Consider the following 24,157-nt stretch of genomic DNA (forward strand, 5'->3'; position numbering starts at 1 on the left):
CCGGTGGGCAAGCTTAGGGTGCCAGCCGCTCAATTTTCCACTGGCCGCCGGTCAGGGTATAACGCAACCGGTCATGCAGGCGACTGGGCCGTCCCTGCCAGAATTCAACAGCCGTGGGAGTTACCAGGTAGCCACCCCAATGCTGAGGACGGACAATGGGCTGGCCGGCTGCGGCAAGATCGGTAATCGATTTGGTTTGTGCATCAAGGAATGCCCGGTTAGGGATCACGGTGCTTTGCGGAGAGGCAATGGCCCCGATCTGGCTGCCGACCGGTCTGGAATAAAAATACTGATCGCTTTCTGTTTCGGACACTTTAGACACTTTACCTGTAATCCGTACCTGCCGTTCCAGTTCCTTCCAGAAAAAAACCAGGCAGGCATAAGGATTTTGCTTCAGCTCTATACCTTTTCTGCTTTCATAATTGGTAAAAAATAAAAAACCTTCTGGCGTAACGCCTTTTAATAAAACGATTCGTGCATCCGGAAGTCCGTTGGCATCAGCGGTGGCCAGTGTCATAGCGTTCACTTCAGAAAGCTGGCTATCGATGGCTTCCTGCCACCAGCTGCCAAACTGGGCAATGGGATCGGCGGCAACGTCTGTTTCCGAAAGACTTTTTTTTGAATAGTTGATCCGTATATCGGCAATTTCCTGTTTCATACCTGTTGATTGTTTTTCGGAGCCTACTGCTGGCGCTTATCCTTCAGGGTCTTCGCCGGCTCCGTTTCTGAAATAACCTAAAGGAGGGTAAACGGTCCATTGTCCGTCTTTTGACGGATCATAATCTTTTTTTATCCAGGCTTCGCTTTTATAAAATGTATCGCCAACGGGCCTGTACGTTTGATCTGAAAGATTCAGCTGGTCGTTAAATAGTGCATTGAATATGCTGGGTAACCTGGTTTCGTTTTGATGATGCAGATAAAGTCCCTCAATCTGCTGCTGACAGATCCAGTATGGAACAAACCTGTAGTGCTCAAAACGGGTTTCAATTGCCTGCTCAATCTGCCGGAATGGTACTGCAAACCCATCGTGAGGGGCTGATACCAGATAGTTCGTTGTCTTGTAGGTGGGAAAAACTTGTTCTTCTTCCGGTATAACCAATGTGTTCTCACTTTCGCCAATGACTGTATAAAAGGGTCCCAGCAGGCTTACAAAAAAATGGACCAGGTGCCGGTGCGTGAAGTTTTCATTAACATGAACCTGTAATGTTACATAAGCACTATAACAGAACTGTTGTCCGTAAGTGGTTCCGGTCACCGGTTTTCCGGTTGTTGCTGCGATCTCCTGTTCAAAACGTTTCCAGGTGGATGCATATTGCACGTCATCGTGAATGTTGTCAACAAGAATATCGGTAAGCGCCTTGCGCCCGGGATAGGCAGCATAAAAAGCCGGATCAGCAGCAACGCCGATGGGATAATATTTTTTTATCGCCTCATAAATGGGCCAGAAATCGAACTTTGCGGTATTGAATTGAAACCCATTCATCCATTTTGATTAGTGAATCAGGGTACCCACTTTTTCTCCGTCAACCAGTTTTTTCAGGTTACCCTCTTTGTTCATATCAAACACAATAATCGGGAGATTGTTTTCCATACAAAGGGTAAAGGCGGTCATATCCATGATCCGCAGGTTCTTTGTAAGGCACTCCTGGTAGCTTACCTCCTCATATTTGGTGGCGGTAGGATCTTTTTCCGGATCAGCCGTATATACACCATCCACCCTTGTTCCTTTTAAAATTACATCGGCACTGATTTCAATCGCCCGGAGGGAACCGGCAGTATCGGTTGTAAAATAGGGGTTACCGGTACCGGCACCAAAAATGACTACACGCCCTTTTTCCAGGTGCCGGATAGCCCTGCGGCGGATATAGGGTTCTGCGATCTGCTCCATTTTTATGGCACTCTGCAACCGGGTAAACAATCCCATTTTTTCCAGTCCGGCCTGTAGTGCCATGCCATTGATCACGGTAGCCAGCATGCCCATATAATCTCCATGTGCCCGCTCAATGCCGGTTTCGGCTTCATTCATTCCCCGGTAAATATTTCCTCCGCCAATGACCAGGGCTACTTCCACACCCAGGTCTGTTACGGATTTAATTTCACGGGCATACTGCGAAATGACTCCGGAATCCATTCCAAAATTTTTATTTCCCATCAATGCTTCCCCGGAGAGTTTCAGCAGAATCCTTTTATATTTAGGCATGAATGTTCTTTTTGAATGTAGGTGATTATTTGACGCAGCGAAGATACTGTTTCCAGACAGTAAAATCAACACGCGGATTTTCAGAATGTTTCAATGGCTTATTGAATCTGTAAAAATGATTGTAACTTCACCTCCGGTACTATTTCCGGATATTTTTTTACTACCTGAAAAGAATTATGATGAAAAATAAGATCGGTACAAGCGATGTTTCCATAACAGCCATTACCCTTGGTGCCTGGGCCATTGGGGGAGCGATGTGGGGCGGCAATGAAGAAGCCGATTCGCTGGCCGCAATTAAAGCGTCGATCGATAACGGGATCACTTCTATTGATACAGCGCCGATTTATGGCATGGGCTACAGTGAAGAGCTGGTAGGCAAGGCTATAAAAGGATACGACCGCAGCCGGCTGCAGATTCTTACAAAATTTGGGATGGTATGGGACCAGGAAAAAGGTGATCTGGCTTTTGAGCGAAAAGACAACGCCGGTGTTTTAAGAAAGATTTATAAGTATGGAGGCTACGAAAATGCGATCAGGGAAGTAGAGATCAGTTTAAAGCGGTTGCAAACCGACTATATCGATCTGATCCAGCTCCACTGGCCCGACAGTACGACGCCTATCAGCGAAACGATGGAAGCCATGCAAAAAATGCTCGATGAGGGCAAGGTAAGAGCTATTGGTGTTTGTAATTACAACGGTGCCCAGCTGGCAGAGGCAGAGCAAACGGTAAAACTGGCTTCGGACCAGGTACCTTACAGCATGCTAAAGCGGAAGATTGAAACGGATGTGGTGCCTTATGCGCTTACAAACGGCCTATCTGTTATCGCGTACAGCCCGATGGAGCGGGGATTGCTTACCGGGAAATACAATGCATCGTACCGTTTTGCGGCAGACGATCACCGGAACGATTACTTTAAGCAATTTGATATGAATAAAGTGGCGCAGCTTACGGCGCACCTGGCAGAAATGGCCTCCGGGCACCAGGTATCCGTGGCACAGCTGGTGCTGGCCTGGACCTTTCATCAGCCGGCGGTTGCCGCCGCGCTGGCCGGAGCCCGCAATGCAACGCAGGCCACCGAAAATGCCAAAGCCCTGGAGGTAAAACTATCGGAAGCGGATCTGGCGCAGATCGAAAGCTGGCTGGCCGCATAAGGGTGGTTCCCGCAGGCGTTACCGTTTTGAAACGACAGGAACGGATACGGTGTTCTGCTGTTCTTGTAGGTTAAGCGGCGCAGATTACTGAGGCAAAAAGTAAAGCAAATAGAGACAAAAAAGCAGGATAGCATTCCATTAAAAATAAGATCTTCGTTCCTGGCATCGTTTTGCTTCGCGGCAGATGATTACCGGCACAATCGAATACAGTACGAATAAGAAAATGATTGCGGTTATGTGGAAAAAAATAAAGAGAGCAGCGGGGCTGGCAGGCATGTTGTGCCTGGTTACCGCTGTTAACGGGCAGGAACAAGGGATCCATCAACAATCGGCCCTGTATGAATCGCCTACAGATCCACTCGTAAAACAAAAACTGGATCAGTGGCAGGATCAGAAATTTGGCATGATCATCCATTGGGGATTATATGCCGTACCGGGTATTGTAGAATCCTGGTCTATTTGTTCCGAAGACTGGATCGGCCGTGATAGTACAATTCCCTATGATACCTACAAACAATGGTACTGGGGATTAAAAAAAGACTTTAACCCGGTTCATTTTAATCCGGATCAATGGGCTGCCGCTGCAAAAGCAGCCGGTATGCGGTACCTGGTGTTTACCACCAAGCATCACGACGGGTTTAATATGTTTGATACCAAACAATCGGATTTTAAGATATCCAATGGTCCGTTTGGCAGCAATCCCAAAGCCGATGTGGCAAAATATGTATTTGATGCATTCCGCAAACAGGGATTTATGATTGGAGCATATTTCTCCAAGCCCGACTGGCATAATGAGAACTACTGGTGGCCGATGTATGCAACGCCGGACCGGAATGTGAATTATGATATTAAAAAATTCCCCTGGAGATGGCAGAAATATAAAGACTTTACCTATAACCAGATCAGCGAACTGATGCACAATTATGGCCGTATGGACATTCTTTGGCTGGATGGGGGATGGGTACGCCCGATATCTACCGTAACGGATGAAGTGCGGGCCTGGGGTGCCAGGATTCCCGAATCGGGACAGGATATTGATATGCCGAAGATCGCGACCATGGCCCGGGAGGCGCAGCCGGGTATCCTGATGGTTGACCGTACGGTGCACGGGCCTTATGAAAATTATCAAACACCGGAGCAGCGGGTACCGGATCACCGCATCAACAATCCCTGGGAAAGTTGCATGACCCTGGGTGGTGCCTGGGGCTATGTACCCGGCGACCGGCTGAAACCGGCGTCAAAAGTCATTCATACGCTGGTGGAAATTGTTGCCAAGGGAGGCAGCCTGTTACTGGGTGTAGGCCCCAGTGCGGATGGAACCTTAACCGAAGAAGCCGTGTTGCGGTTACAGGAAATTGGCTTGTGGCTGAAGGATAACGGCGCCGCCATTTATAACACCCGTTCCATCGAACAATACAATAGCGGTCAAACCTATTTTACCCGTTCAAAAGATGGAAAAACAACCTATGCCATCGCCCTGATCGAAGAAGGCCTGCCGGCATCCATCCGGTGGCAGGGGAACCTGCCCCGTAAAGGATCTGTGATAAAATCAGTGGCCACCGGTGAAAAAGTAAAATGGACGGTAACCGGTGATCAGGTAACGCTCCAATTGCCTGCGAAGCTAAGGGCAACAAAGCAAACAGCCGCGCTGGCGTTTTCTTTTGTAAATGACTAAAAACGGTATATGAAGAAAATTGTAATCAGTTCATTTTTATGTATGGGGCTATGGGTATGTGGCTTCAGCCAAAAAGTAACACCTCCGGCACCGGTATATCCCATACCTTCCGCCCGGCAGCTGGCCTGGCATCAGCTGGAAACCTATGCATTTATCCATTTTACCACCAATACTTTTACCGATAAGGAATGGGGGTTTGGAGACGAGGATCCAACGATCTTTAACCCCACAAAAGTAGATGCCGGTCAATGGGCATCGGTGTTGAAACAAACGGGTTTTAAGGCCATGATCCTTACAACCAAACACCATGACGGCTTTACGCTCTGGCCCAGCAAATACACGGAACATTCTGTAAAGAACAGCCCCTGGAAAAACGGCAAAGGCGATGTGGTAAAAGAAGTCAGCGATGCAGCACGGAAGGCCGGACTGAAATTTGGTGTATACCTGTCGCCCTGGGACCGGAACAGGGCCGATTATGGTACGCCCTCTTATATTACCTATTACCGGAACCAGTTAAAAGAGCTGTTTACCAATTATGGCCCCATCTTCGAAATGTGGTTTGATGGCGCTAACGGCGGCGATGGCTACTATGGCGGGAAGAAAGAAAAACGGAAAATCAACGGTGCTACTTATTACGATTGGCCTGCAACCCTGAAACTGGTGCGCAGCATGCAGCCCGATGTGTTGTTTTTTAGTGACGCCGGACCCGATATCCGCTGGGTGGGGAATGAAAGAGGCGTTGCCGGTGAAACGAACTGGAACAGCATTACCCCGGATACCCTGTATGCGGGTAAACCCGGTATTGAAAAGCTGCTGAATACCGGATCGGCCGATGGTACAAAATGGATCCCTGCGGAAGTGGATGTTTCCATTCGCCCGGGCTGGTTTTATCATGCTTCGGAAGACAGCAAGGTAAAAACACCGGAGCAGCTGTTTGCTATTTACCTTAGTTCCGTGGGAAGAGGCTCTAACCTGCTGCTGAATATACCACCGGACCGCAATGGTGTCTTTCATCCTACCGATGTAGCCGCCCTTGAAGGGTTTAAAAAATTACTGGATGAACGGCTGACCCATAACCTGGCAAAGCATGCCAAAGTGATGGTGAGCAATACCCGGGGAAATGCAGCTGCCTACAATGGTGCAAAAATTACCGATGAGAACAATAATACCTATTGGGCCACGGACGACGGCGTAACAACGGCCGATATTGAATTGCAGCTGCCCGCAGCAAAAAAGATCAGCTATATTTTGTTGCAGGAATATATTGCGCTGGGTCAGCGTGTGCGCGGGTTTACCATAGAAGCAGAAGCAAACGGCAGCTGGAAGCCGGTTGCATCAGGCACAACCATCGGGTATAAACAGATTTTAAAGATCGACCCGGTAACAACCGGGAAGATCCGCGTGCATATTACGGATGCAAAAGCATGCCCGCTGATCTCAAACATTGCCCTGTATTAGATGCGACATGCCGCTGCTGGTATGAACTTTGCGCATTAAACGACAAACACGGCATATGATGACGGAACCAATTTATACGGCCATTTGTTTTGGTGAAATTCTCTGGGATATGCTGCCGGATGGCGCACAGCCGGGAGGAGCACCCATGAATGTGGCCTATCACCTGAATCAGCTGGGCATTGCCACCGGTGTGATATCGAAAAAGGGAACGGATGTAGAGGGCGAGCAGTTGCTCCGTTTCCTGGAAGCGCATCATGTGGATACGGGATTGATACAAACCGACAGCATTTATCCAACGGGAAAAGTGCTGGCCACACCAGGAAAGAACTATGAGATGCAATATGATATTATCGCTCCGGTTGCCTGGGATTTTATTGATGTGACGGAGGCAGTACCGGAAACGGTAGCGGCCTCGGAACTGTTTATTTTCGGAAGCCTTGCGGCCCGTGATGCGCATGCGCGTAATACCTTGTTTACCCTGTTGGAGCGGGCAAAAAACAGGATCATGGACATCAACCTGCGTCCGCCCCATTTTACACAGGAAATCATTGAAGCCTTGCTGCAGAAGGCCACCGTTTTAAAACTCAATGAAAATGAATTGGAGTTGCTCAGTGGCTGGTACGGCTTTACCGGTAATATGCGCCAGCAGGCGGAAGCCTTAGGGCATCGTTTTTCGATACCGGATATCATGATCACCAGGGGTGCGGATGGCGCAGCGTATTATACGAATGGGGCGTTTTATGAGCATGCGGGGATAAAGGTAACCGTAGTGGATACGGTGGGCAGCGGCGATGCATTCCTGGCAGGGTTTTTATCCCGCCTGCAGCAAGGCAGCGGGCCTGAAGCCGCCCTGGACTTTGCCTGCAGACTGGGCTCTTTTATTGCTACACAAAAAGGCGCCTGCCCCGATTACGATATTCGCGCAATATAAAAGATGCAGCCGGCAGTCAGATAGTTTGAAGATTTGGATCCCGATGGCTATAGGAAGGGGCAATGGCATTCATAAACAATATCCAAATACAAAGAGTGACGGACCCAAAACCATTTTGCCTGTTTTGTTCCATCGGAACAATCTATTGGTTGTAGTAGCTACAGGGGTATAAGATAATTTTGATACCTGATAATAAACCGCGATCAAAATGATCATTATGGCATTTCATTGAGCAGCCGGTATACAGCAGGCGAGCTGTTCCAATATAGGGTTCTAAAAGAGGCAATGGCATTCATAAACAATGTCCAAATGCAAAGCGTGACAGGCCCAAAACTATTTCTCCTGTTTTGTTCCATCGGAACAATCTATTGGTTGTAGTAGTAGCTACAGGGGTATAAGATAATTTTGATACCTGATAATAAACCGCGATCAAAATGATCATTATGGCATTTCATTGAGCAGCCGGTATACAGCAGGCGAGCTGTTCCAATATAGGGTTCTGAAAAGAGGCAATGGCATTCATAAACAATATCTAACTACATAGCGTGACAGGCCCAAAACCATTTCTCCTGCTTTGTTCCATCGGAACAATCTATTGGTAGCCGGGTTACGGCCGAAGATCATCGGGTGTGCCGTAGGTACACCCCTGCGCAAGTCAGCAGGAAAAAAGCTGTATCAGGAAAATCCCATTTTCAGACCGCTTCTCAAAAAAAGCGTGCCTTATAGAGTTTTACATCCGGGATGGTAATCGTTTGATCCGGATTACGCTGGTAAATATGATAGGTCCACCAGCTTTCTTCTGCCTGCGTAAACAACAGCCGCTTCTTTATGGGATTATAATTGACCGACTTGATATTTTCCCGGCCTTTTAAAGGCTCAAAATCGTCAAAGCGGGCGCTGGGAATATGAAAGGTAAACACGTGCTCGTGCGTGGTAACGATCATGTTTTCCGGGTCAATCTCAGAGAGGTCATGTCCGCCTTCCGATGGAATCTTCCAGTGTTCCTCCAATTGCAGTCCTGGATGAGGGCTGTCCCAGTCTTTTAAAGAATAAGCCCGGAGTTCATTAAATCCCAGGGCAAAAAGCCGCTTGTGTTTTTCATTCCACACCACACCATGTCCGGAATAAAGCGAATCCCTGAACAGGCGCTGTTCCGGCTGGTTCAGGTTATAAAGCTCAATGCTGTTTCCCTGTGGATGGGTGGAAAGCGCCACCACCACACGGTTGCCCGGCAACAGGGCAGCAGAATGCGCCATGGGCACATGCGCATAAAAAAGTGGTTTACGGGATTTAATATCCAGCAACAGCACCCCTCCGCCGGATGAAGTAAGTAACAGGGCCGACCGGTTCAATGCCGGCTTGCATTCATCCAGTGGTACCATCCATTTCTGATAAGCGGAAGGCAGCTCACGGGCTTCGGAAACCTGCCAGCGCCAGGTAACGGCGGGTGTGGTGCCCGATTGATGGCTGTTTAGCAGCAACACCTTATTGTCGCCGCATACTACAATATCTGCATCCCCTAACGCTGTGGTGGTTTTAGAGGCGCAGGAGGTAATCGACAGGGAAAAAATAACCAGGGCGTAGACGGAACGTATCTTTTTCATGATCTATGATATGGCTTGTAACGGTTGTGTATGCTGATAAAATGCTAAAATTAGGGCATCTGCCGGTTGGGCGCAAATTTCCGGCAGGATCCTGACATCCATTTTGCTAAAAGCCAAACGCATTTAAGATCAAAATATCGTTATATGGCCAATCCCGGAGGGATGAGGGCATTTATAGAAAATGTTTGATGATCTTTTTGAACCCCGAAGGGGCGATAGCTGGCATATCCGGCCCCGTCAAGCCGTTTTCATGTATCAATAACAGATGCGTTTGCGCAGGACTGCTATTGTTTAGAGGCATTGAAACCGGTATTTTTGAACGATTAAAATCAGCTGAAATGTCGTATAAAGAATTTAAAGGCTTGTTGGCGTTTGATGTTCCGCCCGCCGGTATCAGTGTATTGCAACAGGGACTTTGGTATGCTGCCAAAGGCAACTGGGAGGCTGCGCATCAGGTGGCCCAGGATCATGAGGGCGAACAGGACTTCGACCGGTTGCATGCCTACCTGCACCGGGTGGAAGGCGATGCCTGGAACGCCAATTACTGGTACCGCCGTGCAGGTGCCACAATGCCTGATCAACCTGTTGAAGAGGAGCTGGAATCGCTGATACAGCGCTGGGGATAGCAATTTGAGACCCGCTATCGGGTACAGAACATTGTTTTCTTTTTAATTTTGGCTTATGGAATTCAGGATTTTAAATCAATCAAAAAACAGCACTTTGAATCAGCTGGCGATTGTTACTTTTTTTCAACCGGCCAATTTGATCACGGTGCTGATTGGGCTTTATTTTTTTCAAAAAGGCCTGCATTTTTTTTATACGATCCAGGATGGTGTGCCCACATTCGGCAACCCTGAGTTTTTTGCGGGTCTGGTTCTGTTAGTGGTTACAGGGATCCGGTTTAAACAGGCTTTGAGAAATGGACGTTTTCTCAAAAACATTACCTACGTTTTCAATGAGGAAGGTGTATCGGTAATCGGAGATGGTATAACCCGTTTTGTAGAATGGAGGAAAGTAGCACAATACAAGGAAAAGTTTGGGTTCCTGATCCTCGAACTGGGTAACAAGGTAGGCGGACTCTATATAGAAAATGATCTGCTAACTCCAGCCCAGCGGCGCTTTATACAAGAAAAAGTTCATCAATCGGAATAATTACTGCACTCCGATCTCCGCTGCTTTTTTCTTAAGAAACTCCAGCCCCGCTTCCCTTGTATTGGGTATTTCGCCATCAAGAATGGCATCTTTGAGGGCATCTTTTAAAATGCCCACCGGTTTGGAAGGCGCAAGATTGAACAACTGCATGATCTCGATGCCATCGATGGGTGGCTGCCAGTTGCGGATCTGGTCTTTTTCTTCCACCTCTTTACAGCGCTCACGTACCAGTTTAAAGTTATCCAGGAAACGCTGTACTTTCTTTTTATTCTTGCTGGTGATGTCGGCTTCGCAAAGCAGCATCAGTGCGTCAAAATCTTCACCGGCATCAAACAGCAGGCGCCGGATGGCGGAATCGGTAATTTCTTCTTTGGAAAGACTGATCGGCCGGAGGTGTAGTTCCACCAGCTTTTTTACAAACCGCATTTTTTCATTTTGCGGCAGTTTGAATTGCGCAAAGATCCTGGGCACCATACGGCCGCCCACCACCTCGTGCCCGTGAAAGGTCCACCCCGTGCCTTCTTCAAAACGTTTGGTAGCGGGTTTGGCAATATCATGCAGGATCGCAGCCCAGCGCAGCCATAGGTCATCGGTAGTGGTACTGATATTATCCAGCACCTGCAGGGTATGGTAAAAATTATCTTTGTGCCCGATCCCTTCCTTAAATTCTGCTCCGGCCAGCTCCACCATTTTTGGAAAAATGATTTTGAGCAGCCCTGTCTTATACAGGAGGTCAAACCCTATGGAGGGCTTAGGCGCCCGGATGATCTTATTCAGCTCATCCGTAATGCGCTCCTGTGAAATGATCCGGATGCGTTCTTTATTTTTTGCAATAGAAGCCAGTGTGGCCGGCTCAATCACAAAGTTGAGCTGGGTAGCAAAACGGATGGCTCTTAACATCCGTAACGGATCATCGCTAAAGGTTTGATCCGGTTCTAATGGGGTAATGATGATCTTTTCTTCCAAATGCTGCTGCCCGTTGAAGGGGTCTACAAGCTGACCATAGTTTTGCTTGTTTAAACTGATGGCCATCGCGTTGATGGTAAAATCGCGGCGGTTCTGATCATCTTCCAGGGTACCCGGACTTACTTCCGGTTTGCGGCTGTTACGCTGGTAACTTTCTTTGCGCGCGCCTACAAATTCCACATCAAAACCGGCACTATGGATATGGGCGGTGCCAAAATTCTTAAAATAATTGACCTGGGGTGTGGGCACACATCTGGCGGCTACGGCCCTTGCCAGTTCAATGCCATCTCCGATCGTAACGATATCTGCATCCTTTGTAGGCCGGTTCAATAGTTTATCCCGCACAAATCCGCCCACGAGGTAGCTCTCCATTTCCAGCTCCTGCGCAGCGGCGGCTACTTTGTTGATCATTTCCCGCTCCTGGTCGCTTAGTTGAATATCCATCTGACCGGCAAATATAACGCAGGATCGGGATTTGTAATTCAATGTCGTTTCCTTAAAGCCGCAGATGCGCAGATTTGGTATCGGCTTTAACGGCAACAATATCGCAGAAAAGCGCCGCAGGAGCAATCAGCGTATCTGCGGCAACCATAAAAATCGCGAAGGAAACGACATTGATTTGTAATTTGGGATTTGAAATTTGATCCGAAAGGGGCTCTATCGGATCACTTCTATTTCCCCGTTTTTCCATCGGATGATCGATGAGGGTTGGTGCGGCGTATGATCATCGCGCCGGTGCTCCACCACAAAATCCGCCTGATCCCTGATCGTACTGGAAATGGCATCAAAACGGGCCGGAGTGGCTTCTCCCGAAACGTTGGCGGAAGTAGAAACGATGGGTTTGCCAAAGCGTTTGATCAGTGCCCGGCAAAATTCATCCCCACAAATACGTATAGCAATGCTGCCGTCTTCCGCCGTAAGGTTTTCCGCAAACCCGATCCCGTGTTCATAAATAACGGTAGTCGGACGCTCAACGGTTTCCAGGTAGTCGAATAAACTAAGATCTGCAGCTGCAGTATATTGCATGATATCGCGTTCACCGGTTACCAAAACGATCATGGCCTTGCTGTCGCTGCGCTTTTTTATAGCATAGATCTTTGCCACGGCTTCCGCATTGGTAGCGTCACAACCCAGGCCCCATACAGTATCTGTAGGATAAAGGATCACACCTCCCTGCTCCAGTATGGAAACGCTTTTTTTGATATCCTGTTCAAAAGAATGCATATTATAGAATCGATTGATATAGTTTCATTACATCGCCGGCATAGACCTCCGGCCGGAAGCGCTGTGCGTTTTCCAGTCCCTTCCGGCGCATATCAGCGGCAAAGGAAGCATCGGCGCAGATCTTCCGGAAGCCGGCAGCCATTTCCTCCGGGCTATCCGGATCGGCCAGCCATGCGGCGGTACCGGCAATTTCCGGCAGGCAGGAAGTAGTGGAAGTGATTACGGGCACACCTCCGGCCATAGCCTCGATGATTGGCATGCCAAATCCTTCAAAATAAGAAGGGTAGATCATGGCAGTAGCTAATTGGTACAAAGCAGGCAGGTCTTCAGTGGCAACAAATGGTTTCTTTCCCGCAAGGGCCAGCTGCTCCGATAAAAAGTAAACCCGGTCTTCCAGTCCTGCTTCTTTCAGGTATGCTTTTACCTTGTCTTTAAACCCGCCGTCATTACCCACCACCACCAGCGGAATAGTTACTTCATTGCGGATCAGGTTCAGGGCCTTACAGATATTCAGCAGGTTCTTCCGTTCAATGATGGTACCTACGTGCAGGAAGAAGGTCTCCGGCAGTTGGTATTTTTTTCGAACCGCTTCTTTTTTTGCTTCCGGTTCCATCACCATAAATGCAGGTGCACAGCTTTGGTAGATCACATCGATCTTTTCGGGATCCGTACCATAGATTTTTACAATATGACGCTTGGTTTCCTCACTGATGGCCATCACCCTGGTAGCATTTCCACAGGCATAGCGCAGTTTTGCCCGGTAAATCTTTACATCAATGGGCTTATATTGTTCCGGGTAGATCTCCGGAAACAGGTCATGGATCGTTACTACGGAAGGAATGCCCGTTTTTGGCAAACCAGCGGGGATCTCATGACTCAATCCATGATACAGGTCGATGCCCATACGGGTGAGGTCCCTGGTTACCCAGCGGCTTCTCCATGCCGCGCTCAGGAGCCGGTGTAAAGGCGCCTTGGGCAACACTTCCCGGATATTCGCCTGGTCTGGTTGGAACGACTTGCCGGGCCTGGGATTAAACAGGTAGTAGGTATGCTCCGGGTATTGACCGGCCAGCAGGCGGATCAGCACCCGGCTGAAAAAACCCAACCCTGTATTGTTATGAAATGCCCTTTTGGCGTCGAACCCGATATTCATAGTTGCAAAGAAAGACATTTTTAATTTGAAAATGTATGAATGTGAAAATGTGGGATTGTGAGGATCTTTTCCGGTACATCGGGATGTATTTCTGCCAAACTTACCAGGATACAAAGGCCGCGTTAATGGCCCAACATCAAACCTCAGACTTCAAATCTCAAACGGTTACAGTGAATAATCAATAGTCAATGGATCATCGGGTTTAAAAACGTGAACTTTAAACATGAAACTTTGAACCTGGAACTTTAAACGTTCCTCAAAACGCTATCTTTGCCCGAACAAAAAGAACAAAAAAAGGATTATGCAAGACTTGATTACCACGGCCTGGGCCAACAGGGAATTGTTAAAAGACAGTAAGTATACAGATGCCATTCATGAAGTAATTGCGGCATTGGATAAAGGAGAACTGCGTGTTGCAGAACCCGATGGCCGTAAATGGAAAGTGAATGAGTGGGTAAAGCAGGCTATCCTGATGTATTTTGGTATTCAGAAAATGCAAACCTGGGATGTACCTCCTTTTGAGTTCTACGACAAAATGTTGTTGAAAAAAAATTATAAGGATATTGGTGTACGGGCCGTTCCGCATGCGGTGGCGCGGTATGGCGCCTACCTGGCTCCTAATGCGGTGCTGATGCCGTCTTATGTAAATATCGGGGCCTATGTTGGCGAAGGCACCATGGTAGATACCTGGGCAACCGTAGGCAGCTGTGCCCAGATCGGGAAGAATGTGCACCTGAGCGGCGGTGTGGGCATTGGTGGTGTATTGGAACCACTGCAGGCCAGCCCGGTAATTATCGAAGATGGTTGTTTCCTGGGAAGCCGCTCGATTGTAGTAGAGGGGGTTATTGTAGAGAAAGAAGCGGTATTGGGAGCAAATGTGGTATTGACCCAAAGTACCAAGATCATCGATGTAAGTGGTGCTATTCCTATTGAAGGAAAGGGAAGGGTGCCTGCAAGAAGCGTCGTGATCCCCGGTTCTTATGCAAAGAAATTCCCGGCAGGAGAATATCATGTAAACTGTGCCCTGATCATCGGTAAGCGGAAAACAAGCACCGATCTGAAAACCAGTCTGAACGACGCTTTGCGCGATTTCAAGATCAGCGTATAAATACTGTTTGACGTTTGAGGTTTAATGTTTGATGTTAGACCTCAAACGCTAAACTTCAAACCTGCCCGTCCGGTCAGGCGGGCGTTAAACTTTGAAAGCTTTAGTCTATAAATCAACCGGTAGCTGGTATACCGTTAAAGATGAAACCGGCAGGTTTCACAACGCCCGTATAAAGGGCGTTTTTAAAATTGACGGCATCACCAGTACCAACCCGCTTGCTGTGGGCGACTGGGTAAATATTGAAACCGAAGAAGGGGCGGAGGGCTCAGCAATGATTGATGAGATCTTTCCCCGCTCTAATTACATCAACCGGCAATCGCCGCGTGTAAAATACCAGCAGCACATCATAGCGGCCAATCTGGATCAGTCGATACTGATTGCTACCTTAAGGGAGCCACGTACTTCCCGGGGCTTTATCGACCGCTTCCTGGTAGTTTGTGAAATGTACCATGTGCCTGCCATCCTGTTATTTAATAAAACGGATATTTACCGCGAAAAAGAATGGGCGGCTTATGAAGCACTATCGACCGTTTACCAGTCGCTGGGATACCCGGTGTATGCCGTGAGTGTGGAAAAACAAAGTGGCCTGGAGGAACTGGGCACATTATTACAGGGCAAAACCACGCTCATTAGCGGACATAGCGGTGTGGGGAAATCATCGCTCATCAATATGCTCCTGCCAAAGGAAGGCATAAAAACACAGGATGTAAGCGGCTGGAGCGGCAAGGGCATGCATACCACTACTTTTGCCAATATGTACGATTTGCCGGAAGGCGGCCGCATCATTGATACACCGGGCATCCGGGAGCTGGCCATTACCAACCTCGAACGGGAAGAATTGTCGCATTATTTTCCGGAAATGCGCGAACGGCTGAAAGATTGCCAGTACAATAACTGTATCCACGTAAACGAGCCCAAATGCGCGATAAAACAGGCGGTAAGCGATGGAGAGATAGAAGAAGAGCGCTATATCAGCTACCTGAATATCCTGGAAAGCCTTAACGAAAATAAAGGCTATTAACCGTTCAGGAAATCGTTCAGCGGTTCCACGGTTATGACTTTGTTGCCAGTGGCCAGCTGGTCGCGTTGGTGAAGCGTTACAATTTTTCCCGTTTTTACTTTAAAGAAGTCCAGCGCAGCAGTCAGCCCGTTCAGCTCCCGGTCCATATTGTCTGCACCAAGCTCATAGCATACCTGTATCAGCTCTTTCGGACGCCCCTTTTCCAACGCGATAAAGTCACATTCACCCTGGTCGGAAAAATAATAAAGCTCCCGGTATTTTCTGCGGAGGTGCAGGAATACAGCATTCTCCATCCTGCGGCCCTTTTCATCAGTAAAAACAATGGAGTTTTCCGTAAAAAGCCCCGGGTCTATAGTATAGACTTTCTTCATATTCCGGATCTGCTTTTTAACAGAGTGGCTAAACAATGGCAGGAACTGGACAATATAGGCGTTTTCCAGGTGGGAAAAGTAGTCCAGCATGGTGCTGGTGGCCTTTATATTAAACAGCCGGGTAAGATTATTGGCGGAAACGGGTTTCCCGATATTGGAAATAAGGTACACCGCCAGTTGTTTTAATGATTTTACATCCCTCACGGAGTAGCGAACAGCGATATCGCGATAAAGGATATCTTCCAGGAGCTGGTTGAGCAGAAAGCCATTCTCCGTTTTCAGGTACTCCGGAAAGCCACCTTTTTGCAGGTATTGCAGGGCCGTTTTTTCTCCATGCTTCAGCTTTTTGAATGCACTGAATTCCCTGTAAGAAAAAGGGAAAAGCTCCACGGAAAGATGCCGGCCGGTAAGTTTGGTCCCCAGTTCCCTGCTCAGCAAAGTGGCATTGGAACCGGTGATGATGACTTTATAGTTTTCATCCAGCAGATGCCGTACAAATAGCTCCCACTGGTCCAGGACCTGTATCTCATCAAAAAAAAGAACAGCCGGTTTTCGGCTTTTTATTTCATTGTTGAGCCGGGTAAAATCATTGGCTTCAAACCCCGCCAGCCGCGGGTCTTCAAAATGGAGGTAAAAAGCATTCTTATACCGCGTCTGCAATAATTGCAGCAGCAACGTGCTTTTACCACAGCGGCGTATACCTGTTATGATAAGGGCGTGGTGGTCGGGTATTTTTAGCTGTGATAACAGCTCCCGGGGCTGACCGGTATCTTTGTTTAAAAAGTTTTGAGCCTGCGCGTCCACAACTTCCGCTATCTGGCTTTGTAGAAGCATAAGATCTTTTGGTATAAAGATAATAAATCTTTTGATGCTATCAAACAATATTATTTGATAGTATCAAACAATATCTTTTTCTGGTATCAAACGATAATGATAAAAAACAGCGTACACCTGGTTTTATTTTTTAGAAACACTTTCTGCTTCATTGGCATCTTTAAACCAGCCGGCGTATTTGATATAATTATTAGCGATCCGGTCGATCTCGCCGCTCAGTAATTCCTGCGAAATGTCTTTGATCTTTTTGGCCGGTGTTCCGGCATAAATGCTGCCCGGGCTGCAAATGGTATTTTCCAGCACCACCGCACCAGCGGCGATAATGGTATTGCTATGCACTACTGCATTGTCCATAATAATGGCGCCCATACCTACCAGCACATTATCGTGGATCGTACATCCATGCACAATGGCATTATGTCCGATGGATACATTGTTGCCGATGGTAGTGCCACATTTCTGGTAGGTACAATGGATCACTACCCCGTCCTGGATATTCACCTTGTTCCCGATACGTATAAAGTTTACATCGCCCCTTACCACCGTGTTAAACCAAAAACTGCAGGCATCTCCTGCGGTTACGTCGCCAACAATAGTAGCATTCGGCGCCACAAAACAACCGGCACCCATCTGTGGGTACTTTCCTTCTACAGGTAATATAACAGCCATAAGAATTGCTTTGCTGCTAAGGTACAAAAAGGAAATTTGAGAATTTGAAAATTTGAAAATGTGGAAATGTGGGGATTTGAAAGTGTGAGAATTTGTCCCGGTTTGGCGGGATGAAAATGCGGAGAACTGCTATCCGGGTATTCAGCTGATCGCTGGCGGGAAAATTCTCAGACGGCCATAGCTGAAAGCTGATTGCTAAAAGCTATTTTTGCCGCATGCAGGATAAAATAGAAAAAATAACCGCACTGTTTCAACAGTGGAACGGGCAGGCGCCGGACTCCGTGGATGTGTTGCAACAAGCGGGCAGCGAACGCCGGTATTTCCGTATCTGGAAAAATGGTCAGTCCGTTATCGGCACCTATGGCGCAAATATTAAAGAGAACGAATCCTTTTTTTACTTCTCGGAGCATTTCCGGGAACGGCAGCTTCCGGTTGCCAATATCCTGGCAATCAGTGCCGACCGGGCCTGTTACCTGCAGGAAGATTTTGGCAACATATCCCTTATCAATCACCTGGAGGAACAGGGAGAATGTACACCGGTGTATGACCTGTTTAAAAAGAGCCTTGGCGAACTGGCCCGGGTACAGGTGCTGGGCGATAAAGGCCTGGATTATGACAAATGTTTAACCAATAAGGAATTTGGCAAGCAGGCGATTATGGCTGACCTGCTGTATTTTAAATATTATTTCCTGGATGCGTTAAGAAAGCCCTACGATAAACAGGCGCTCATTGATGACTTTGAAGCCCTGAGTACGTATTTAACACATACTGATCATAAATTTTTTATGATGCGCGATTTTCAGAGTCGCAACATCCAGGTGATGGAAGATGGCTCCGTTCATTTTATCGACTACCAGGGCGGTATGAAGGGCGCTCCCCAGTATGATGTAGCCTCGTTGCTATGGCAGGCGAGGGCAAACTTGTCGGAAGGCTGGAAAGAGGCACTGCTGACGGATTATATGGATGCCCTGGAACCGTTGTTAAGCCGGCCATTGAACCGGACGGCATTTGTAAGCCAGTATAACGGCTATGTGCTTATCCGGCTATTACAGGTGCTGGGTGCCTACGGGTTTAGAGGATTGTTCGAACGGAAGGCTCATTTTTTAACCAGTATTCCGCTGGCCTTAAAGAACCTTAGGGCCTTTATTCAGAAAAATGCGATGGGGATATCGGTACCGGAATTTGATAAAGTGCTCCGGCTTTGTATTGCTGATGAGATCATTGAACAGTTTACACCGGTACAAGCCACAGACGCAACGCCATTGGTGGTAAAGGTTTCCAGCTTTTCATTCAAGAAGGGGCTTCCGGCTACCGATGAGGAAAATGGCGGTGGTTTCGTATTTGATTGCCGCGGTATCTTAAATCCGGGACGGATCGAAAGTATGAAGACCAGGACCGGGCGCGATAAAGAAGTGATCCAGTACCTGGAGCAGCAGACAAAAATGCCCGAATTCCTGCACAGCGTTTTTGATGTGGTAGACATTACTGTGGAAGATTTTATAAAGCGGGGATTCGATAGCCTGATGGTAAGCTTCGGTTGTACCGGGGGACAGCACCGCAGTGTATATGCGGCGGATGCGCTGACCCGCCATCTGAAAAATAAATTCAAAGTAAAAGTGGAACTGAACCACTGGGTGCAGGATGCAAAGAACTGGATCAATGAAGCGGTGCACAAAGATCCGGCAAAGGCCGCAAAATAAAACGGCAACTCGTTTCAGTGATTCAATGGAAGTGTATAAATGAAGATCATGACGAACAAACAAACCTTTAATCAGGCCCTTATCTTCTGCGCCGGTCTGGGCACGCGTTTTAAACCCTGGACCGACAAGCATCCGAAGGCCCTGGCGGTCATCAACGGAAAAAGCCTGTTGCAACGGAATATTGAATATTTACAACAGTATGGCATTACCCGGGTCATTGTGAATGTACACCACTTTGCAGATCAGATTGTAGATGCGGTGGAAAAAAACAAGGGCTGGGGCAGCGAAGTGCTGATCAGCGATGAAACCGATGCGGTACTGGAAACCGGCGGTGGCCTGCTAAAGGCAAAGCCGCTTTTTACGCCCGGAGCACCGTTCCTGACCTGTAATGCGGATATCCTTACAGACCTGGACATTCATGCGTTAACGCGGTTTCACAACGAAAACGATGCGTTGATTTCCATGACGGTCAGTGAACGGAAAACGTCCCGCTACCTGCTTTTTGATACCGAAAATACTTTGTGCGGATGGCGCAACAATGCCACCGGCGAAGAGCGGATCTCGAAAGCCGTTCCATCTATGCAGCAACGTTCTTATGATTGCGTGGTCGCATTTGATTATAACGTATTTGAACTCATTCCTTTTACCGGTAAGTTTTCGCTCATCGATCTGTACCTGCACCTGGCAAAGGATCACATTATAAAAGGACTGCCGCATAAAGACGATCGCTGGGTGGATGTGGGCAAGCCCGAAAGTGTTCCGGTGGCGGAGGCGATGTTCCCCTGACACGCAAAGAAAGCCGGTGGCCGCAGATGCGCTGATTATTAAATCATATAAGGTTCAGCGGGAAAACGCGCGAAGCAATCTGTGCATCAGCGGCATTAAAAACACATAGCGGCCTGTTTAAAATGTATGTAGTGCTCAATACCGGTAAATTTGGCCGATGCATTATTGTGACGCCGCAGATGCGCTGATTACGGAGTCATTTAAGGTTCAGCGGAAAACGCGCGAAGCAATCTGTGCATCAGCGGCATTAAAAATCATAGCGGCCTGTTTAAAATGTACGTAGTGCTCAACTCAATACCGGCGAATTTGGCCGATGCATTATTGTGGCGCCACAGATGTGCCGATGAATTGAATCGTTTAAGGCTCAATGGGAAAACGCGCGAAGCAATCTGTGCATCAGCGGCATTAAAAACACATAGCGGCCTGTTTAAAAAGCTATGTAGTGCTCAACTCAAAACGGGCGAATTTGGCCGATGCATTATTGTGGCGCTACAGATGCGCTGATTATTGAATCGTTTAAGGCTCAATGGGAAAACGCGCGAAGCAATCTGTGCATCAGCGGCATTAAAAAAACACATAGCGGCCTGTTTAAAAAGTATGTAGTGCTCAACTCAATACCGGCGAATTTAGCCGATGCCCTATTGTGGTGCCGCAGATGCGCTGATTATTGAATCGTTCTCCCGCCTTGGCCAGTGTCCGCACTGGCCGTCAAACGAACTTGTTTGTTTGATTTCCGTAACTTTGAGCCATGGAAAAACCAGAAACCGTCGAAGCATTCTATAAACGGATCAATCACAATACCTCCAAATTATCCCTTCATAATGTAGGGCTGGGGCTGGGGCATTTTAATATTTTCCCAAGATCATTCTGTTCCCCGCACACCAGCTATTCCCGGCGCGATTATTACAAAGTGTCCTATATTATCGGCACCGGCAAATTGTATTATGCCAATCAATGGATCCATATCGACCGGCCTGCACTCATGTTTTCCAATCCCCTGGTGCCTTATTCCTGGGAAGCCGAATCGGCCGAACAGGGCGGATGGTTCTGTTTGTTTACCGAAGAATTTATCCGGCATGATGAGCGGATGATCAGCCTTCAGGATGCTCCTTTGTTTAAAGCGGGTGCCCGGCCGGTTTATTTTTTAAATGAACAACAGCAGGCGGAGATCAGTAATATTTTCCGGAAAATGGAAGCGGAGCTGCATTCCGACTATGCCCATAAGTTCAGCGTGCTGCGCAATTACCTGCACCTGGTCATCCACGAAGCCATGAAATGGAATGCAACGGCGGCATTTGAAAAGCCGGTCAATGCCAGTGCACGGATCACCCACCTGTTCCTGGAGCTGCTGGAGCGCCAGTTTCCCATTGACGCGCCGGATCTTACGTTACAGCTGCACAGTCCGCAACAGTATGCGCACCAGCTGTCCGTACATGTAAATCATCTCAACCGGTCGGTAAAAGAAACCACGGGCAAAACAACGTCCACGCATATTTCAGACCGGGTGTTAAAGGAGGCCATAGCCCTTTTAAGACATTCCGACTGGAATATTTCGGAGATCGCTTATAGCCTGGGCTTCGAATATCCTGCCCACTTTACTAATTTTTATAAAAAGAAAACTGGTCAGAGTCCCGCAGCCCTGCGGAAGGCAATTGTTTGATTTTTGTAAGTATTGGTTTGATTGGGGTAACCGGGAAATAAAAGTGCCGCTCTAATTTTGTGGCGTAAAACAACCACATGATCCCGACTCAATCAATGATATCCCGTCAACAACAACCCGGAGTAAAAAGACTGCAGGAAAAGAATAAAAGGGCTGCTACCCTCATTTCGTTCCTGCTCATTCCGCTATCCGGGCTCATCACCGATATCTACATTCCTTCCATGCCGCATATGGCGCAGGAGCTGCACCGGCCGGAGGGCGCAATCCAGCTTACCCTAACCCTTTTCCTGGTGAGCTATGGCCTGGCACAGTTCATTACCGGAAGCCTCATCGACAGTTACGGGCGGTTTCGCCTTACATTGGTTTCCCTTGTGGTTTTTATCGCCAGCAATTTTGTAATCATTTTTACCCGGCAGATCGAAATGATCTATGCCATGCGTATTGTACAGGGCATTACCACCGGTTTTATCATCGTGGCCAAACGGGCGTTTTTTGTAGATGTATATGAAGGCGAAGAACGGAAGCATTATCTCAGCCTGATGTCCATCGTGTGGTCCTCTGCACCCGTAATTGCGCCCTTTATTGGCGGTTATTTGCAGTTGTATTTCAACTGGCAGGCCAATTTTTACGTACTGGCTATTTATGGTACGCTCATGCTGGTACTGGAATGGATCTTCTCCGGGGAAACCGTTCCCGTATACCGGTCTTTTAAATGGAATACATTATGGAAAGACTATCGTTTCATGCTGCAAAGCCGCACCTTCGCTTATGGACTGCTGATCTGCGGCCTCTGTTATGGCACTACCATGATCTTTGGCCTGGCCGGCGCATTTATCATCGAGCACCAGATGCATTATTCATCCGTAGTAGCCGGGTATGGCGCGCTGATAATGGGATTGGCATGGATGTGCGGGGGCTTCCTGGGTAAAGCCAGTTTAAACAAGGCCTTCCTGCCTAAATTAAGGAGAAGCAACGCTGCCCAGTTGCTGTTTACCATCGGCATGATTGTAACTGCGGTATGGTTGCAGAATTTATATACCCTGTTATTCTTTGCCTTCCTCATCCATGTATGTGTGGGCTTCATCTTCAATAATTATTTCGCCTATTGCCTCGGCCGCTTTCCGCAGATGGCGGGCCTGGCCAGCGGACTAAGCGGCGGTGCCAATTTTATTGTTACAGCCGTTACCAGTTATACGGTGGTAGGTCTGTTGCATCCCCAGTCGCAGGCAGTGCTGGGCTATGGATATCTTATCATGGGCATTATCGCGCTGCTGATATTACAGCTGCTGGTAAAAAAAGAACGGGCGCAGGTTTAAAGGGGTAATAATTTTTATGACACCAGCCGCAGTGCCCGTAGCAGCCGGGTTGCTACGCTCAGTTCATCGTTCCCCTCATCGCTCATCAGGTCCGTAATTAATGATTATTGATCATTCGCATCGCACCACTAAACATCTCACTAACAACTTCTCACTAAAAAAAAATATATATGCAATACAGAAAACTAGGAACAACAGGAGAAAGCCTTTCCGCTATCGGGTTGGGTTGCATGGGTATGAGTTTTGCCTATGGTCCCACCGATGACACGGAGAGTATTGCCACCTTACACAAGGCACTGGATCTGGGTATTAATTTCTGGGATACGGCCGATATGTATGCCGATGGTGCCAACGAAGAACTGATCTCAAAAGTACTGGTGTCCAACCGCGACAAGGTATTTATTGCGACTAAGTTCGGGTTCCGTTTTAAAGACGGGGTGGCCGGGCCGGGCAATGCAGCGGGTACCTATTTCGATGGCCGGCCGGAATGGCTGAAACAGGCGGTAGATAAGAGTTTGCAGCGATTGAAGATCGATACCATCGACCTGTACTACGCGCATCGGATAGACCCCAATGTACCGGTGGAAGAAATGGTAGGGGCCATGGCCGACCTGGTAAAAGAAGGAAAAGTACGTTACCTGGGGCTCAGCGAAGCTTCGGCAGCCTCCATCCGTAAGGCGCATGCCGTACATCCGATTGCAGCATTACAAAGTGAATATTCATTACTTTCTCGTGACGTGGAAGGAGAGATCCTTAATACCGTTCGGGAGCTGGGTATCACCCTGGTGCCCTATTCACCGCTTGCAAGAGGATTAGTGACCAATACCCTGGATACGACGGCCTTGGCCGATAATGATTTTAGAAGAACCCTGCCGCGTTACCAGCAGGATGTTGCCGAAAATAATAACCGGCTGGTACGGGAGTTTGCTGCGTTGGCGAAGGATAAAAGCTGTACACCGGCGCAACTGGCCCTGGCCTGGGTACTGGCCCAGGGTGATGATATCATCCCGATTCCCGGAACCAAAAAACGGAAATACCTCGAAGAGAACGCAGGCGCAGTGAATATTGCTTTAACAGCCACAGAGCTGGAGGCCATCGAAGCCCTGGTTAAAAAATACCCGGATACCGGTGCCCGCTACAGCGAAGGTGCCATGAAACTGGTGAATCATTAAGGTAAC

General features: G+C 48.0%; 23 protein-coding genes. 13 read left to right on the forward strand and 10 right to left on the reverse strand.

Going from position 1 to position 24,157, the window contains the following annotated elements; translation table 11 throughout:
- Window positions 1–13: 13 nt before the first annotated feature.
- From pdxH to pyrH, 3 genes are read right to left on the reverse strand one after another with little or no spacing between them, the layout of a single operon-like run.
- Window positions 14–658 (reverse strand): pyridoxamine 5'-phosphate oxidase, encoded by a 645-nt coding sequence (pdxH, locus tag Q1V85_RS15615; protein WP_300601401.1) that lies wholly within the window; start codon window positions 656–658, stop codon window positions 14–16.
- Window positions 659–694: 36 nt separating this feature from the next.
- The gene (locus Q1V85_RS15620) at window positions 695–1,483 is read right to left on the reverse strand and encodes a hypothetical protein (protein WP_300601402.1); all 789 of its coding nucleotides are present in this window, start codon (window positions 1,481–1,483) and stop codon (window positions 695–697) included.
- A 9-nt stretch (window positions 1,484–1,492) separates the two neighbouring features.
- Window positions 1,493–2,200, reverse strand: a complete 708-nt coding sequence (gene pyrH / locus Q1V85_RS15625; protein WP_300601403.1) for a UMP kinase — start codon at window positions 2,198–2,200, stop codon at window positions 1,493–1,495.
- Between the two features lie 176 nt (window positions 2,201–2,376).
- Between pyrH and Q1V85_RS15630 the strand changes: the two genes are divergently transcribed.
- The 4 genes from Q1V85_RS15630 to Q1V85_RS15645 all read left to right on the forward strand — a co-directional run bounded on the left by Q1V85_RS15630 (window position 2,377) and on the right by Q1V85_RS15645 (window position 7,415).
- On the forward strand, window positions 2,377–3,351 hold the full coding sequence (locus Q1V85_RS15630) for an aldo/keto reductase (RefSeq protein WP_366914011.1): 975 nt from the start codon (window positions 2,377–2,379) through the stop codon (window positions 3,349–3,351).
- A gap of 235 nt (window positions 3,352–3,586) precedes the next feature.
- The gene (locus Q1V85_RS15635; protein WP_300601405.1) at window positions 3,587–5,026 is read left to right on the forward strand and encodes an alpha-L-fucosidase; all 1,440 of its coding nucleotides are present in this window, start codon (window positions 3,587–3,589) and stop codon (window positions 5,024–5,026) included.
- Between the two features lie 9 nt (window positions 5,027–5,035).
- A complete protein-coding gene (locus Q1V85_RS15640) occupies window positions 5,036–6,484 on the forward strand; it encodes an alpha-L-fucosidase (protein WP_300601407.1) in 1,449 nt (482 codons plus the stop codon).
- A gap of 55 nt (window positions 6,485–6,539) precedes the next feature.
- Window positions 6,540–7,415: a carbohydrate kinase gene (locus Q1V85_RS15645; protein ID WP_300601408.1), complete on the forward strand. Its 876-nt coding sequence runs from the start codon at window positions 6,540–6,542 to the stop codon at window positions 7,413–7,415.
- A 704-nt stretch (window positions 7,416–8,119) separates the two neighbouring features.
- Here the strand turns inward: Q1V85_RS15645 and Q1V85_RS15650 are convergent.
- A complete protein-coding gene (locus Q1V85_RS15650; RefSeq protein ID WP_300601409.1) occupies window positions 8,120–9,019 on the reverse strand; it encodes a DUF6528 family protein in 900 nt (299 codons plus the stop codon).
- A 338-nt stretch (window positions 9,020–9,357) separates the two neighbouring features.
- Here Q1V85_RS15650 and Q1V85_RS15655 point away from each other — a divergent pair, with 338 nt between their 5' ends.
- The gene (locus Q1V85_RS15655; RefSeq protein ID WP_300601411.1) at window positions 9,358–9,645 is read left to right on the forward strand and encodes a hypothetical protein; all 288 of its coding nucleotides are present in this window, start codon (window positions 9,358–9,360) and stop codon (window positions 9,643–9,645) included.
- Between the two features lie 55 nt (window positions 9,646–9,700).
- Window positions 9,701–10,171, forward strand: coding sequence for a hypothetical protein (locus tag Q1V85_RS15660; RefSeq protein ID WP_300601413.1), 471 nt, complete (start codon window positions 9,701–9,703; stop codon window positions 10,169–10,171).
- Here the strand turns inward: Q1V85_RS15660 and Q1V85_RS15665 are convergent, their stop codons facing one another.
- The 4 genes from Q1V85_RS15665 to Q1V85_RS15680 are packed head-to-tail and all read right to left on the reverse strand — an operon-like array spanning window position 10,172 to window position 13,532.
- Entirely contained in the window at window positions 10,172–11,581 is a 1,410-nt protein-coding gene (locus tag Q1V85_RS15665) for an HD domain-containing protein (protein WP_300601414.1), read from the reverse strand.
- Between the two features lie 52 nt (window positions 11,582–11,633).
- The gene (locus Q1V85_RS15670) at window positions 11,634–11,828 is read right to left on the reverse strand and encodes a hypothetical protein (RefSeq protein ID WP_300601415.1); all 195 of its coding nucleotides are present in this window, start codon (window positions 11,826–11,828) and stop codon (window positions 11,634–11,636) included.
- A complete protein-coding gene (locus Q1V85_RS15675) occupies window positions 11,795–12,361 on the reverse strand; it encodes an L-threonylcarbamoyladenylate synthase (RefSeq protein ID WP_300601416.1) in 567 nt (188 codons plus the stop codon). Before Q1V85_RS15675 ends, Q1V85_RS15670 begins: the two co-directional genes overlap by 34 nt.
- A 1-nt stretch (window position 12,362) precedes the next feature.
- Complete coding sequence (locus tag Q1V85_RS15680) at window positions 12,363–13,532, reverse strand: glycosyltransferase family 1 protein (protein WP_300601418.1); 1,170 nt, start codon at window positions 13,530–13,532, stop codon at window positions 12,363–12,365.
- A 283-nt stretch (window positions 13,533–13,815) separates the two neighbouring features.
- On the opposite strand from Q1V85_RS15680, the gene Q1V85_RS15685 reads away from it, so the two are divergent.
- Window positions 13,816–14,622, forward strand: a complete 807-nt coding sequence (locus tag Q1V85_RS15685; protein ID WP_300601419.1) for a 2,3,4,5-tetrahydropyridine-2,6-dicarboxylate N-succinyltransferase — start codon at window positions 13,816–13,818, stop codon at window positions 14,620–14,622.
- 91 nt (window positions 14,623–14,713) lie between these two features.
- On the forward strand, window positions 14,714–15,643 hold the full coding sequence (gene rsgA / locus Q1V85_RS15690) for a ribosome small subunit-dependent GTPase A (protein ID WP_300601420.1): 930 nt from the start codon (window positions 14,714–14,716) through the stop codon (window positions 15,641–15,643).
- Here the strand turns inward: rsgA and Q1V85_RS15695 are convergent.
- Together Q1V85_RS15695 and Q1V85_RS15700 are read right to left on the reverse strand one after the other, a co-directional pair.
- Window positions 15,640–16,848 carry an ATP-binding protein gene (locus Q1V85_RS15695; RefSeq protein ID WP_300601421.1) on the reverse strand — a complete coding sequence of 403 codons (1,209 nt, stop codon included), beginning with the start codon at window positions 16,846–16,848 and terminating at the stop codon, window positions 15,640–15,642. The two genes, rsgA and Q1V85_RS15695, sit on opposite strands and share 4 nt — an antisense overlap.
- Before the next feature lie 123 nt (window positions 16,849–16,971).
- Complete coding sequence (locus Q1V85_RS15700) at window positions 16,972–17,517, reverse strand: gamma carbonic anhydrase family protein (protein WP_300601422.1); 546 nt, start codon at window positions 17,515–17,517, stop codon at window positions 16,972–16,974.
- Between the two features lie 215 nt (window positions 17,518–17,732).
- On the opposite strand from Q1V85_RS15700, the gene Q1V85_RS15705 reads away from it, so the two are divergent.
- The 5 genes from Q1V85_RS15705 to Q1V85_RS15725 all read left to right on the forward strand — a co-directional run bounded on the left by Q1V85_RS15705 (window position 17,733) and on the right by Q1V85_RS15725 (window position 24,151).
- Window positions 17,733–19,217 carry an RNase adapter RapZ gene (locus Q1V85_RS15705; RefSeq protein ID WP_300601423.1) on the forward strand — a complete coding sequence of 495 codons (1,485 nt, stop codon included), beginning with the start codon at window positions 17,733–17,735 and terminating at the stop codon, window positions 19,215–19,217.
- A 48-nt stretch (window positions 19,218–19,265) separates the two neighbouring features.
- Window positions 19,266–20,003: a sugar phosphate nucleotidyltransferase gene (locus tag Q1V85_RS15710; protein WP_300601424.1), complete on the forward strand. Its 738-nt coding sequence runs from the start codon at window positions 19,266–19,268 to the stop codon at window positions 20,001–20,003.
- 748 nt (window positions 20,004–20,751) lie between these two features.
- Window positions 20,752–21,663: a helix-turn-helix domain-containing protein gene (locus tag Q1V85_RS15715; protein WP_300601425.1), complete on the forward strand. Its 912-nt coding sequence runs from the start codon at window positions 20,752–20,754 to the stop codon at window positions 21,661–21,663.
- Window positions 21,664–21,740: 77 nt separating this feature from the next.
- Entirely contained in the window at window positions 21,741–22,979 is a 1,239-nt protein-coding gene (locus Q1V85_RS15720; RefSeq protein ID WP_300601426.1) for a multidrug effflux MFS transporter, read from the forward strand.
- 170 nt (window positions 22,980–23,149) lie between these two features.
- Window positions 23,150–24,151, forward strand: a complete 1,002-nt coding sequence (locus Q1V85_RS15725) for an aldo/keto reductase (RefSeq protein ID WP_300601427.1) — start codon at window positions 23,150–23,152, stop codon at window positions 24,149–24,151.
- The last annotated feature ends 6 nt before the right edge of the window (window positions 24,152–24,157 follow it).

The organism is Niabella sp., from assembly GCF_030150205.1.
Lineage (GTDB): Bacteria > Bacteroidota > Bacteroidia > Chitinophagales > Chitinophagaceae > Niabella.

Bases quoted from the DNA above. Each gene is read 5' to 3' on its own strand.
- Q1V85_RS15715 (WP_300601425.1), top strand. From the start codon at position 20,752: ATGGAAAAACCAGAAACCGTCGAAGCATTCTATAAACGGATCAATCAC.
- Q1V85_RS15630 (WP_366914011.1), top strand. From the start codon at position 2,377: ATGATGAAAAATAAGATCGGTACAAGCGATGTTTCCATAACAGCCATT.
- pyrH (WP_300601403.1), bottom strand. From the start codon at position 2,200: ATGCCTAAATATAAAAGGATTCTGCTGAAACTCTCCGGGGAAGCATTG.
- Q1V85_RS15695 (WP_300601421.1), bottom strand. From the start codon at position 16,848: ATGCTTCTACAAAGCCAGATAGCGGAAGTTGTGGACGCGCAGGCTCAA.
- Q1V85_RS15640 (WP_300601407.1), top strand. From the start codon at position 5,036: ATGAAGAAAATTGTAATCAGTTCATTTTTATGTATGGGGCTATGGGTA.
- Q1V85_RS15670 (WP_300601415.1), bottom strand. From the start codon at position 11,828: ATGGAAAAACGGGGAAATAGAAGTGATCCGATAGAGCCCCTTTCGGAT.
- Q1V85_RS15660 (WP_300601413.1), top strand. From the start codon at position 9,701: ATGGAATTCAGGATTTTAAATCAATCAAAAAACAGCACTTTGAATCAG.
- Q1V85_RS15620 (WP_300601402.1), bottom strand. From the start codon at position 1,483: ATGAATGGGTTTCAATTCAATACCGCAAAGTTCGATTTCTGGCCCATT.
- Q1V85_RS15700 (WP_300601422.1), bottom strand. From the start codon at position 17,517: ATGGCTGTTATATTACCTGTAGAAGGAAAGTACCCACAGATGGGTGCC.
- Q1V85_RS15725 (WP_300601427.1), top strand. From the start codon at position 23,150: ATGCAATACAGAAAACTAGGAACAACAGGAGAAAGCCTTTCCGCTATC.
- Q1V85_RS15645 (WP_300601408.1), top strand. From the start codon at position 6,540: ATGATGACGGAACCAATTTATACGGCCATTTGTTTTGGTGAAATTCTC.
- Q1V85_RS15685 (WP_300601419.1), top strand. From the start codon at position 13,816: ATGCAAGACTTGATTACCACGGCCTGGGCCAACAGGGAATTGTTAAAA.
- Q1V85_RS15720 (WP_300601426.1), top strand. From the start codon at position 21,741: ATGATCCCGACTCAATCAATGATATCCCGTCAACAACAACCCGGAGTA.
- Q1V85_RS15710 (WP_300601424.1), top strand. From the start codon at position 19,266: ATGACGAACAAACAAACCTTTAATCAGGCCCTTATCTTCTGCGCCGGT.
- pdxH (WP_300601401.1), bottom strand. From the start codon at position 658: ATGAAACAGGAAATTGCCGATATACGGATCAACTATTCAAAAAAAAGT.
- Q1V85_RS15655 (WP_300601411.1), top strand. From the start codon at position 9,358: ATGTCGTATAAAGAATTTAAAGGCTTGTTGGCGTTTGATGTTCCGCCC.
- Q1V85_RS15650 (WP_300601409.1), bottom strand. From the start codon at position 9,019: ATGAAAAAGATACGTTCCGTCTACGCCCTGGTTATTTTTTCCCTGTCG.
- Q1V85_RS15635 (WP_300601405.1), top strand. From the start codon at position 3,587: ATGTGGAAAAAAATAAAGAGAGCAGCGGGGCTGGCAGGCATGTTGTGC.
- Q1V85_RS15665 (WP_300601414.1), bottom strand. From the start codon at position 11,581: ATGGATATTCAACTAAGCGACCAGGAGCGGGAAATGATCAACAAAGTA.
- Q1V85_RS15680 (WP_300601418.1), bottom strand. From the start codon at position 13,532: ATGTCTTTCTTTGCAACTATGAATATCGGGTTCGACGCCAAAAGGGCA.
- Q1V85_RS15705 (WP_300601423.1), top strand. From the start codon at position 17,733: ATGCAGGATAAAATAGAAAAAATAACCGCACTGTTTCAACAGTGGAAC.
- Q1V85_RS15675 (WP_300601416.1), bottom strand. From the start codon at position 12,361: ATGCATTCTTTTGAACAGGATATCAAAAAAAGCGTTTCCATACTGGAG.